The 12,497-nt window shown below is 57.8% G+C and carries 9 protein-coding genes, 2 tRNA genes and 1 pseudogene; 10 read left to right on the top strand and 2 right to left on the bottom strand.

Features of this window, described 5'->3' with window-relative positions; translation table 11 throughout:
- Positions 1 to 115: 115 nt before the first annotated feature.
- The 4 genes from KJP28_RS19275 (at position 116) to KJP28_RS19260 (ending at position 5,437) form a co-directional block, all read left to right on the top strand.
- Positions 116 to 430: a type II toxin-antitoxin system TacA family antitoxin gene (locus tag KJP28_RS19275; protein ID WP_142494278.1), complete on the top strand. Its 315-nt coding sequence runs from the start codon at positions 116 to 118 to the stop codon at positions 428 to 430.
- Positions 420 to 968 (top strand): GNAT family protein, encoded by a 549-nt coding sequence (locus KJP28_RS19270; RefSeq protein ID WP_142494277.1) that lies wholly within the window; start codon positions 420 to 422, stop codon positions 966 to 968. The genes KJP28_RS19275 and KJP28_RS19270 overlap by 11 nt, the downstream gene beginning before the upstream one ends.
- Positions 969 to 1,142: 174 nt before the next feature.
- Positions 1,143 to 3,932, top strand: coding sequence for an SIR2 family protein (locus KJP28_RS19265; protein WP_218394089.1), 2,790 nt, complete (start codon positions 1,143 to 1,145; stop codon positions 3,930 to 3,932).
- Positions 3,929 to 5,437: an argonaute/piwi family protein gene (locus tag KJP28_RS19260; RefSeq protein ID WP_218394088.1), complete on the top strand. Its 1,509-nt coding sequence runs from the start codon at positions 3,929 to 3,931 to the stop codon at positions 5,435 to 5,437. The genes KJP28_RS19265 and KJP28_RS19260 overlap by 4 nt, the downstream gene beginning before the upstream one ends.
- A 163-nt stretch (positions 5,438 to 5,600) precedes the next feature.
- On the opposite strand, the gene KJP28_RS19255 is transcribed toward KJP28_RS19260, so the two are convergent.
- Both KJP28_RS19255 and KJP28_RS19250 read right to left on the bottom strand, forming a co-directional pair.
- Positions 5,601 to 5,686 (bottom strand) — tRNA-Leu (locus KJP28_RS19255).
- A gap of 1 nt (position 5,687) precedes the next feature.
- Positions 5,688 to 5,763 (bottom strand) — tRNA-Ile (locus tag KJP28_RS19250).
- Between the two features lie 272 nt (positions 5,764 to 6,035).
- Between KJP28_RS19250 and KJP28_RS19245 the strand changes: the two genes are divergently transcribed.
- From KJP28_RS19245 to KJP28_RS19220, 6 genes and pseudogenes are all read left to right on the top strand, one after another.
- Entirely contained in the window at positions 6,036 to 6,959 is a 924-nt protein-coding gene (locus KJP28_RS19245) for an ArdC family protein (protein ID WP_204114547.1), read from the top strand.
- Between the two features lie 90 nt (positions 6,960 to 7,049).
- Complete coding sequence (locus tag KJP28_RS19240; RefSeq protein WP_043754039.1) at positions 7,050 to 7,439, top strand: DUF3768 domain-containing protein; 390 nt, start codon at positions 7,050 to 7,052, stop codon at positions 7,437 to 7,439.
- Positions 7,440 to 7,587: 148 nt separating this feature from the next.
- On the top strand, positions 7,588 to 9,561 hold the full coding sequence (locus KJP28_RS19235; protein ID WP_043754041.1) for a ParB/RepB/Spo0J family partition protein: 1,974 nt from the start codon (positions 7,588 to 7,590) through the stop codon (positions 9,559 to 9,561).
- 70 nt (positions 9,562 to 9,631) lie between these two features.
- Positions 9,632 to 10,225, top strand: coding sequence for a hypothetical protein (locus KJP28_RS19230; RefSeq protein ID WP_043754043.1), 594 nt, complete (start codon positions 9,632 to 9,634; stop codon positions 10,223 to 10,225).
- Positions 10,225 to 10,881, top strand: coding sequence for a DUF6927 domain-containing protein (locus KJP28_RS19225; protein ID WP_043754045.1), 657 nt, complete (start codon positions 10,225 to 10,227; stop codon positions 10,879 to 10,881). Before KJP28_RS19230 ends, KJP28_RS19225 begins: the two co-directional genes overlap by 1 nt.
- Positions 10,882 to 10,993: 112 nt before the next feature.
- Positions 10,994 to 12,379 (top strand): annotated as a pseudogene (locus KJP28_RS19220) (TRM11 family SAM-dependent methyltransferase); the annotation flags it as partial.
- Positions 12,380 to 12,497 lie beyond the last annotated feature (118 nt).

Genomic DNA, 12,497 nt, shown 5'->3' with positions numbered 1-12,497 from the left:
TGTTTTAGCGTACGGAAATTCGCCGTACACTTGACATGTACGACGATATGCCGTACATAGCTGCGTGTGAGTGGCATCTTGCCGCTTGACGTCGTTTCGGATCAAGGAGGCAACCATGTTGGCGTTTGAGGATAGCACTGTCGCTGTCGACGAGCCCAAGAGCGCTCGGCTGGAAGCGCGTACACAGCCTTCGGTGAAGGATGCGATCAGTCGCGCAGCAACCTTGAGCGGTGTTGAGGTAAGCTCCTTTGTTGTGAGCGCTGCATACAAGGCCGCGCAGACGACGATTGAAGCTCATAAGTTGACGGCGTTGGAGAGCGAGGCGGATCGTGCTGCGTTCTTTGGCGCGCTCGAAAATCCTCCGAAGCCGAATAATCGGCTGAAGCAGGCTTTTGCATTGCGCGAGACGCTGATCGCGAATGCCGACTGACGCCGCCGTAGACGCCAAGTTCACAATCGAGCCGTTCGATGCCAAGAGCCAGGATCGAACGGCTTTTTCCTGTGGTGTCCCCCAGATCGACAATTACCTGAAGTTGACGGCCAAGAAGGGGTCCAAGGCTGATGTCGTCCGGATCTGGGTCGTGCTAGACGATGACCGTAGAACCCTTGGGTTCTACGGGATCAACATGCATGCGGTTGTTGCGGAAGACATGCCTGATGAGCTGGCCAGGAAGGCGCCAAGGCATGGCATGCTGCCAGCTGCATTCATTTCCATGATCGGCGTCGATCAAACGATGCAGGTAAAGGGCTTGGGCAGCGCATTGCTTGCCGATGCGCTCAACCGGATTGGGCGCGTCTCAGACGAAATTGGAACCTGTGCCGTCCTTCTCGATGTGTTCGACTGCGGAAACCCCGAAATCGTGGCGCGCCGAAAAGCATACTACGAGGCGTTCGGTTTTACCCCGTTGCCAGATCAGCCGTTGCGCCTGTTCATGCCGATCCAGACAGTGCGGGCGCTGTCCGGTTGATCGCTCATTGGGCGCCGAAAGTCATGTGCATGACGCGAATGCAAAAAATCTGAACTCAAAGGAAAGTGACTAAGACATTCTGACCCTATGGTTTGCGACAGTGAACAGTCTAGCATGTTCTGAATTTGTTCCGCATAATAAACTAACAAAACCAAAACAACACGATTCGAGCAGATGGACAGCAAGGTTCTATCATCAATTAGACATGCAGAGGTTGGACGCCTGCAAACACTGCTCGCCGAGCACCGCCAGCCGGTTCTGTTGCTAGGAGCAGGGGCTTCCGTTACATCCGGTGTGCCAGCGGCCGGTGAAACAGTGAACCGCGCAGCGAAGTGGGCATACTGTAAGTCGCATGGTCGGTCTCCGATGGACCCAGGCGTCGTTGATTCTGATTGGATACCTTGGCTTGAACAGCAGTCTTGGTTCAAACGGGGGGTTGGTCTCCCCGACCAATACCCTGTTGCGATCGACAACCTTTTGGGAATTGGACAGGATCGAAGAGAGTTCTTCGAGCAACTTATCAGCCGTGGTGTGAAGCCCGGACAGGGGTATCGGGCGCTAGCACGGATTTTAGACAACGGTTGGGTTGCAACGGTTCTAACGACAAACTTTGATCATTGCATTGATCGAGCGGCCGTTCTTGAAGCAGTGCCGCCCTTCTTGGTCAAGATCCGCACTGCGTCGGATTGGGTCCAGTTCAAAACGTCGCCAGCAAACCCGCAGTTAATCCACATCCATGGATCGGTTGAGCACTACTCCGACAAGAATTTGGCCGAAGATGTATTGAAGTTGGACCAAGAGACCGTCGAGCATATCAAGCCTCTTTTGCGTGATCACCCATTGATTGTAGTTGGGTATCGCGGAATGGAGCCATCGGTCATGAAAGACCTTCTTGAAAACCAAATTGACTATGCAAATGGGTTCAAAAACGGGGTCTTCTGGTGCGATATGAAGCGCAGCATAGGCGAATCCCTCTCGCCTCTGGTACAATCTTTTGCGGACAAGATTGGTTCAAACTTCAATCGGGTTCCAATTGATGGCTTCGATCAACTATTGAAGACGGACCTGCTGGAGCAACTCGTTGCTCGGCAGACTCCCTTGAAACAACTTGGGCCGGTCAGCGCCCCGAGTTCTCTTCCTTTGGACATGCGCCCTTTTCAATCCGGGCGGTTCGAAGATCTGGATGAACAGGTTCTTTTCCAGCGGTTGAAGCAGTACGCCGACAAGCACTACGAACCTTATCCTGAGCGCTTTAACTCTGATTGGGTCAAAGAACGCGCGGTTGTTAAGAAGCTCCTGCATCAAACTGAAGGTGATCCGGAAAGTTCGGCGCCTACGCTCGCTGCTTGGGTCATGTTCGCTCGAACTCCTAACAAGCGCCTCGCCCAGGCAATGGTCAAATTAACCATTGTAGGTCCGGAATCATGGCTGCGCGGAGCCTTCGGCGATGACGCTGATCTCATCGACACCGGCGAGGCTGACGTTTTTTGGGTTGAGCGAGAAATTGGTGGTACTCTTTGGAACCAGCTAAACACACTTGAGGAGACGATCGCTCTCCTCAATTCGCCGTTTCTCTTGAAAGATGGAAAATCCCGCCAAGTAACTCCCTATCATCCGTTGGCTATCCATGAAATGATTGTGAATGCACTAGTGCATCGGGATTATGCGGTTGAAGCGCCAATAGAAATCAGGATTTCACCGACTGAGATTGAAACGGTAAGTCCAGGGGGTCTCATAGATGAAGTCGCGCTACGGACCGGCGCAGAGTCGATTGAGAGCCTTGTACGCGGAGGTTCGCGGGGTGTTTTGAAGGGCTATCGAAACCCAGTCATTTCGAGTTTCTTTTACGGTAGCAACGAAATGGAAAGGCGCGGCTCAGGCCTAGCCGACATGCTTCAATACACAATCGACAATAATGGTGATGTGCATTTCTATCCGATGGAGCAGAATTCTGCGTTTAAGGTACTGATTTTTGCCCGACCAGAAGCAGTAGATGAAATTACTCGCACGGCGGTAGCAGATCAGTCTGAAACAGTACGGTTCACGACAAATCTTTTGGAATTTGTTGGTTTGCCGGAAAAGATTTGGCACGCCGGTACATCCGCGCGATCAGCATCAGGGCTTCGGAAAAGCGCCGGAGATCTTCCAGTTCCTCCAGGATATGTCCAAGATGGGCGCTTCTTTAGTTTTTACGATCTGGAGCGGATCACAAGTGACTATGTAACGCCATTTGACGATGGAGACATCGAAGAACTGACAATCCCAGAGCTCTTTGAGCAGGGAAATGGTTTGAACATCATGCGTAGGCTACTGCATGAGCTGTTGAACGAACACCTAAGGGCAATCGGCCTGGTTGTTGACGAGGATCGTCGCCGGGCGCACTTCCCCAAAACCGACGAGCCTGAAAGAAAAATCACTTATCAGGGACGCGTGAAGCGCGCTACGAGAACCATTGTGAAGGCTCGTACAAGGCGAGATTCTGACGATCTTCTCTACTACGAACATAAGGCCTTCACATACTCCTTGATGGCCTTTGGGATTGACTGGGGTCTCTTTATCAACCCGGGTTACGTCTTCACTCGCGACGGCAATCGCCGGTACTTAGGAAGAGATAGAATAAATATTCTTTCGACAAAAAGGGCTGCCCGAGACTTTAATCCAAGTGTGATGCACGATGTGACTTTCTGGATGGCATGTTTGTCCGAGGAGGCTGAAGGTGTGTTTGCCTTGAAACCTGATACGAGGAACACGCTTTCGGATTATGCGCCAACAGTACTACTCAACAGTGCGTTCCCCGGAATTGCTTATAAGTCGACAGCATTTGGTGATGGTCGAACCCTTGAGGACGAACTGGAACGGAGGGTTTTGGAGGCTGATCAAGAGTTGGAAGATCTTGCAGCGATTGACGACGTTGATGCAGCACAAGATGTTCCCGATGATGATAGTGGGGACGATGGCCAATGACGCTAGAGCTGTCAGTCAAAGAGTTGGCGCCCCCAAACCTTCAATTTGGTGGTGCTCTTTCGGTTTCGGATCCCAAGGTAGGACTGGCACAGGCGGGGCCATTCGACCTCCATTTTGGGTCGGCTTCAAGGAAGCAGAAGATTGGCGTCGGAATAATTGGCCCGCAATGGATGATCGATCTCACTAGGGCTTGGTTAGAGCGCTGCATGAACCCGATCCCAGTTTTGGAAGGCGAAACACAACTGAGACGGATGTTTCCTGGTTTCGAAGAGACGTTCCACAGCGCACTGGTGACTAAAGACAGTTGGACTGTTCGGCTAGACGAGGGCGGGGTAGGCGACAAACTCGGCACTGCGCTCGCAATCAGTGATCCATTCCGCCGCTTCGAGCAGGTGCTGGACGCTTACGCTGATGCATTGGATAGCCTTGCCGCTCGCGACTCCAATCGACCTGACTTGGTCATAATGGCGATGCCAGACGAGGTTCTTAAGAAGTCCCACTCTGTAGAGCGAAGCGCGACAACCGAGGAAAAGAAAGCTGCAGCTATAATTCGAAAGTCTCGGGCCAATGGTCAACTTGATTTGTTTGATCTATTTGAAGAAGTCGAGCAGACGGAAGAGGACTTTCTGAAGAGAGACTTGCGCCATGCACTTAAAGCGCGTGCGCTCAGAGCCAAGCTTCCGATACAAATGGTCACCCGGAACCTTCTTGAGGACACGCCTCGTGGTCAAGATGCTGCAACCAGAGCATGGAACTTTTCAGTTGGTGTCTACTACAAAGCGGGTGGAGTTCCATGGCGATTGCCCCAAACGGGGCCTGAGACGTGCTTTGTTGGAATATCTTTCCATCACCTGAGAACAACCAAGCGCCACATTGTTCAATCCAGTTTGGCGCAGGCTTTTTCGAGCGAGGGAGAAGGATTTGCAATCCGGGGTGATGGCGTACCAGCCACACCCGATCAGAGCCGCAATGTTCACCTTTCCGAAGAGCAAGCATACGATCTCTCAAAAGATATCGTGGCGGAATATGCAACGCGTGCGGGTGGTCCACCGGTACGAGTGGTAATGCACAAGACCACATATTTCGATGCCGCCGAACTTGCGGGTATTAAGGCGGCACTAACTGACATCCCCATTGTTGATCTCGTGACGCTGGTTCCGAGCAGTTTGCGTCTGTTGAGGCTGGGGGTCTATCCTCCGAATGTCGGAACACTTTGCACTATCAATTCTGGTACCTCCTTCTTATTCACGTCAGGCTTCATGCCCGAGTTGGGTACGTATCCTGGCCCTCATGTTCCGCAGCCGTTTGAAATCCGAATGCAGTCAGGTGGTAGTAAGACTGAGGCTGCTCAAGACGTATTGAATCTCACTCGCATGAATTGGAATACGGCTGATATTCGTGGGAAGTGGCCCGTGACTTTGTCGTTCGCGCGTCGAGTCGGCGGCATCCTTGACGAGTTCGGAGACGCTGAGCCGGGCGAGACCTCATTTCGCTACTTCGTCTGAGAGCCCGACGGATACTTGCTTTCCTTAGTCTCAATGCTCGTGGACTACTCCGAGCACGGTAACGAAAATGGCTCCTCCTATTGACCTGAACGTCTTTGCAGGCCGCCTGTTGGCCAGCCTTTTTGAGGGTTCGAAAAGTGCTGCAGCGTTGCGGGGCCGATTCTGGTGCGGACAGCGGGACTCAAACCCGCACGCTCGATTGTGCAGGAGATTTTAAGTCTCCGGTGTCTACCATTCCACCATGTCCGCGTGGTGCCTCGGGCAGGATTCGAACCTGCGACCTAACCGTTATGAGCGGTCAGCTCTAACCGCTGAGCTACCGAGGCACGTGGGGATCACTGAATGAGCGAATTCGGTGTCTTGCTCAAGGGTCTTAGCGTCAGCTTGGCGAGATTTCTGGGCTTCCGCTGGACGGATGCCGAAAGGCACTTCGTGTCAGTGATATGAAAAAAGTAAAAGCAAGCTTTGGGTTTTGCCGGATCCAGAGTCACGGGGTGGGGGTCTGGCAGGGTTCTGGACGGACCCTGCCGTCCCCACCAAGGGTGTTTCCCCAACGGTACCTCCGGGTCTGCACACTTACCAGACATCGGAGATCATCATGGCCAAATCCAGCAAGCCAAAGTTCGACGCCGCGGCATCGATCACCAACGAACTCATTAAGATCATCGACCGGGGCGTGCTGCCCTGGCGCAAGCCCTGGACCGTCGGCGGCAGTTCCGTGCCGCTCCGTCAGAACGGCGAACCCTATCAGGGCGTCAACAACTTCCTGCTGACCATGCGCACCATGATGGCCGGATACGCCTCGCCTTACTGGATGACGTTGAGGCAGGCGAACGAGCTCGATGCGAAAGTCATCAAGGGCTCGAAATCGTCGGTGGTCGTCTACTACGGAACGGCCGAGCGCGAACAGGTCGAAAGCGCCCACGGCGGGGAGGCGGAAACCGAAGACCCCAAAACCATCCCCTTCATGAAATCCTACCGCGTCTTCAACGCCGATCAGATCGAGGGGTTGGACCCTCGCTTCCATCCCGCTGCGGCCGAACCGGAAGTTCATCCCGAACGCGCACCGATCCCGCATATGCAGAGCTTCTTCGAGGCAATCGGTGCCAATGTCAGCTTCTCTGGTCGGGAAGCATGTTATGTCCCGAACCTCGACAAGATTTACATGCCCCCGATCGAGCTCTTCGAGAACCCGCGGAATTTCTACGCCGTCTGGGGTCATGAGCTGGGTCACTGGACGAAACCCCGGCATCGGTTGAACCGAAGCTATGGCGACGCTCGGTTCGGGAACACGGCATATGCCCGCGAAGAGATTGTGGCCGAGCTCTGTACGGTGTTTTTGGGTCAGAAGCTGGGGTTTTCGGCGCATACGCTGGAGCTGAATGCGGCCTATCTCAGCAACTGGGTCCGGGTGCTCCGCTCAGACAAGCGGGCGATCTTCAAACATGCGGCGGACGCGCAGCGCGCCTGCGACTATCTCGTCGCCGTGTCGGAGGCGGGGCAGGGGGAACAGGCCGCATGACGTCCGAGGCTGTCCGGGCTGGTAGGGCGTGTGAAAGGAAAAGCTGGCTTTGGGTCTGGTGGTTTCAACACATCCCGAAAGGACAGCCCCATGAGCCATGCCGAACCCGCAGAGTATCCCCGACCGAACGCCACCGTCATCGCCGCCCATAACGATGCCTTCCGCAGGTTTGCCTGTCTGGGCATCGCCCCGGATCAGGCGATCCAGGGCCGCCTCGTCGTGACCCAGTCCCTGATCGAGGCCGGCGATGGTTTCGTGACGGAAGCCGTGAAGGCCACCGGTGCGTTCGATACATTCGAGCCCGACAATGACCCTGACGGCTGGCACGATTTCGGGGCGGTGACGATCCGCGGCGAGACTGTGTTCTGGAAAATTGACCTCTACGAGGCCGGTTCCGACTTCCGCTACGGCGCCGAGGCTCCCGACAATCCAGAAACCACCATGCGCGTTCTTACCATCATGATGGCGCGCGACTGGTAGGGCAGGCCGCACCCCAACCTTACATCACCGACAGGCCCGCTGACCCTCCGAAAGGGAAAGTGGGCCTCTTGTCCTGTTGGTTCCCGGATCCGGGGATCGGTCGCACGGAAACTCGCGGCCCTCTCAATCACGTCGAGAAGGACATGCCATGACTCAGTCGTTCAAACCCACCACCGTCGCCATCGGCGATCTTGTCGCCCATCCCGCAAACGTACGGACCAATTCCCCCGAGACCTACGCCTCCGAGAATATCGCGCATCTCAAGGCCAGCATCGCCGTATTGGGCCTCCTGCAACCGCTGCTCGTCCAGAAGATCGACGGCAAGTTCGGGGTGCTCGCCGGTGGCCGTCGACACGCGGCCCTGCTGGAACTTGCTGCGGACAAGGCCGCCAAGGGCTTCACCAACAGCACGAAGATCGATTGCCGACTGGTCTCCGAAGATTGTGATGTGACCACCGCGCTCTCGCTCGCCGAAAACATCACCCAGGCCCCGATGAACGCGATCGACGAGTTCGAGGCCTTCGCCCGGATGATGGAGGTCGATGGTCAGACGCCGGAAACCATCGCCAAGACCTTCGGTACCACGGTCGCCGCTGTCAAAGGCCGTCTGCGCTATGGGCTCATCCATCCCGACATCCGCGCCGCGGCCCGCGCCAAATCGATCACGCTCGATACGATGAAGGCTTTCGCCGATCATCCCAGCCAGGAGGTGCAACGCGAGGTCTTCGAGGCGCTCACCAAGGAGGACAACCATGTCCAGGCCTACACCGTGCGGAACGCGCTGAAGTCCCGCGGTGTCCAGGTCAGCGACGATATCGGGGCCTTCGTGCGTAAAGACTACGAGGCGCGCGGCGGTGCCATCGCGGCCGATCTGCTGGACGAGCATTCCGTGCTCGAGGATTCCGCGCTGGTCGAAACGATCCTGCTGGAAAAACTCGCCGCCGCCGCCGAAGAGGCTCGGGCAGAGATCGGCTTTGCCTGGGCCGACGCGGTCATTCAGTACGACTATGCCGCCATGGCGGATTATGGTCGGGTCTATCCGGGTCCGGTCGAGCCCGACGAGAAGGGTTCGAGGCGCGTCGACGAGATCACCGCCGAGCTTGAGAAACTCGAACACGAGATGGAGAACGAAGAACTCGAGGACGAGGCGTACAATGAACTCTACGAACGCGTGGACGCGCTGGAAGCCGAGGCGCGGGACCTCCGGGAGGCCTATAGCACCGAGGATCTTGCCAGCTCCGGCGTGATCGCGTCCTGGTCGCATGGCAAGATCTCCCTGCATGTCGGGATGGTGCGCCCTGAAGACAAGACAGAGCGGTCTGGCAAAGGCACCGGCGCACCGAGTGACAAGGGCGCCGCAGACGGCGATGAGATCACCTATCCCGCCTCGCTCACCGAGGATCTCAAGACCGAACGGGCAATGGCGCTCGGCGCGGCCATGGCCAAGCACCCGGAGGCGACGCTTGATCTCACGCTCTTCAAGCTGGTTACGGATGTGCTTACCAGCGGTTTGGGCGTCACCCAGGCGATCAAGGTCGACGCGCGACAGGAGTATCGCACCCACGCGAAGATGGACGAGATCGACGGCACATCGCTCGAACAGGTGGCGGCAGCGCATGACGCGCTCAACCTCTCCTGGGCCGATGACGCGAAGTCCCCTGCCGACCAGTTTGCGCTCTTCCGGGCCCTTGACGCGGGCGAGAAGGCGAAACTCGTCGCCTACGCTACGGCCGCGACCACGCAATCCTGTTTCGCACGGGACAGGCAGCGCGACAGCTTGATGCATGACTTCGAAGTCGAGATCATGCCGGACATACGGGCGCATTGGACGCCGAATGCGGCGCTTTTCAACCGCTTCAAGAAGGCCTGGCTTCTGAAGATTCTCGGCGAGGAGCTGGGGCTCGCACAAGAGGCGGTGACATTGGCCTCTTCGACCAAGAAGCAAGTCGTCGAATTCTGCGAAAAGCTCTTTGCGGAGCCTTTCGCCACGCTGACGGAGGCGCAGCGCGCGGCGGTCGCGGCCTGGTGTCCTCCGATGATGCAGACGGCAGGTGTCGAGCCGGTTGATGCTGGCGAGTCCGAGACACCCGTAGACGCAACCGGGGTCGCCAAAGCGGCCTGATCGAGCAGGCGGCCCGCTCGGCATGTCCGGCGCGGGTCGCACCCTTCCCTCCATCTTACAGGTAAATCCCATGTCCCTTCTTAGCTTCACTGCCGCGAGCGTCGCGGCGCAGATCGCGCATGCGCGCGGCTGCTCCACCTTCCTTCCCAACTGGAACGGGCCGGTGGGCAAACCCGCCCTGATCCTGATCGTCGGCACTGGTGTGCATCTGCGCTCCAATGGCATCGACGGTTCGACCACGCGGATCGTCACCACCGAACGCGCCGATCCCACATATGCCTTCGCCAAGGGCATCAACCCGTTCCGCGATCCGGATTGGATGGCGGCGCGGCAGGCGGCGTTTCGCGATTTGACGGGCCAGTTCTACACCGACATTCTCGATGACGTGCAGATGCTGATCGACCGCGGTCACGACACTATCCGGCTGGCAACCGATGGCCACACGATCTGCGTTTTCCTGCGCCGCGCCGCTGACTACCTGATCGGCGGCACCTACGACGTGCCCTCCGGTCTCGGCGGGACGTTCCGGGTGATCCTGAAGGACGCCACCGACACCCACGCCCTCGTGCAGAATAGCGGCAATTGCGAGGATTTCGACGATATGCTGCCTTACCGCGTGCCGCTCGATGCGCTCATCGAAATCGATGACCGGAGGGCGGCATAGTGGGTTGGCTCTTCTACACCGACCGCCGCGTCAAAACCTACGCGGAGGAGAAGGCAGAAATCGCCCGGCTCTGCACCTTCGAGACGGATACCCGCAAGACATTGTTGCTCAAGGCCTGCAAGGTCGGCTCGACCTGGTATGCAGCTTTGAGGCTCACCAACATCGATGGCGGACCGGTTGAAGACAGAACCTACGTGACCGATGCCGACGGGTCGATCACCTTCGGCGCCGTCTTCCTCACCCGCTATGACGAGGGCTGCTGGGGCTACAAGGACATGGAGGAGAGCGTCGGCCCGGTCGAGTCCCGCGCGCCGCTCAGCCTTCTGGTGTTGCTCTCCGAGTTGAAGGATCCCGACAGCTATGCCCATGCTTGGCGTCAGCGCTGCCGCGATTGGGCGGCAATCCCGGACTACGACGAGGGTGACAAGATCAAACTGGCCTCACCGGTAACGCTGACCGATGGCAGCACCTGCCAGATCGTGACCGCCACCCATTACCGGCGCGGAGGGCAAAAGCGTCGCTGCTACCGCATCGAGGAGACAGGCGACCTCGTGCGTCTGTCGAAAGCCTCGCTCGCCGGGTCCGAACTCCTCAGCTCGGCGAAGAGTGCGGCGAGTCCGGTTCTGGCCGAATTTTTCGCCGGGAAGGGGTCCTGACCGCCGGCAGCGACGTCATCTGTCCGGCCTTGAGCCGCCTCCGCGCGTTTGAAAGCGCAGAGGCGGCTTTCTGTCCTGTCGGACCCACAACCTGACTCAAAGGACAGACGATATGGACAACCGAAGCCTGGCACTCGCACGCGATTTCCCATCGAAACCTCACCTTCTGCAGGCCATTCGCCTGATCGGCAGCGAGATTGAGAAGCAACCGCTCAAGAGCTCATCGCTCGCTCGGATCATGCGCGAGACTTTCGGTGGCAGCGATGCCGGCGGCGCGTGGTCCTGGCGCATGGCCTATGACCTGATGCAGGCCGCCACGGTGACGACGATCATGCAGGACAGCGGTTCGGACGTGCTCGCGACGGCCAGATTGCTCGCCTCACGGCTCCTGACGGAGACCCGGCGCTCCGAGCAGCAAATCCGTCTGCAACAGTTCTCGACGCCGCTGCCCTTTGCGGCACTGGTAATACGCGCAGCCGCCATTCGCCCCGGCGAAACCGTCCTCGAACCTTCCGCCGGGACCGGCGCGCTGGCTGGTTTTGCCGTGCGCGCGGGTGGCAAACCGATGCTGAACGAGATCGATCCCTTCCGCAGGGCGCTTCTCGAGGCGACCATTGACACGCAGGTGACCGGCTTCGACGCGGAACATATTGATGATCTCCTGACGGTGCCCGACCTTCCCGGTGTCATCGTGATGAACCCACCCTTCGCCTCTTCGGTCGATCGCTCGCGGGACAGGCACATCGCGGCGAAACATCTGATCTCCGCGGCTAAGCGCCTCGCGCCGGGCGGGCGTCTCGTGGCAATCATGCCGATGGGATTTTCGCCGGAACGGGACGCGGCCCATTGGTCACGGGCCTCGGCCATCGCAAAGCCGCGCCTAGCGCTCACGATCCCTGTCCACGTTTACCGCAAACTCGGCACCACGGTGGAAACCCAGCTCATGGTCTTCGACAAGGTGCAGGAGGAGATCGAGATCGTCCGTGCCATGGTCGACGATCTGGACGCGGCGCGCCAAATCATCGATGACATCGCCGCAACCCGCACTGCCACTCCCTCGATCCAAACCGGTGCGCAGTTTCGGACTGGGTCGCGCCGGGTCGGTGTCCCTGTTGCACGTCAGCGCCCAATCGCCCAAGCGGCGTCTGCCAAACCCAAATCGCATGCCGCCATCCCGCTGGCCTTCACCTGCCTCGACACACCCCGCGAAAACACCCCGGTCTCGGACATCTACGCTCGCTACCGCCCGCAGCGGATTGAGATCACGGGGGCTCAGGAACATCCCACGCCGCTCGTCGAGAGTATTGCCATGGCCTCGGTCGCGCCCCCGGTTCCGTCGAATGAAGCCGCCTCGGACCTGCGGCTGCCTGGCCATCTGATCGAGGGGGGTCATCTTTCCGAGGCCCAGCTCGAGACCATCCTGATGGCAAACGACGCCCACGGGCGCGACCTGCCGGGCAGGTTCACGATCGACGAAGACCAGTCCCGGATGACCCGTGTCACTGTACCCTCATTAATCAGAATTGCCTTTAAAATTATCGTTTGTTTTCAGCGGCACGATGTACCCTTAATTTTCATATTGTACCGTTAATTGCCATACTGTACCCTTTATTAGC

This window comes from Maritimibacter dapengensis, from assembly GCF_019218265.1.
In the GTDB taxonomy this organism is placed as follows: domain Bacteria; phylum Pseudomonadota; class Alphaproteobacteria; order Rhodobacterales; family Rhodobacteraceae; genus Maritimibacter; species Maritimibacter dapengensis.
The sequence above is the reverse complement of the archived record's forward strand: the minus strand, read 5'-3'. Positions and strand labels throughout refer to the sequence as shown.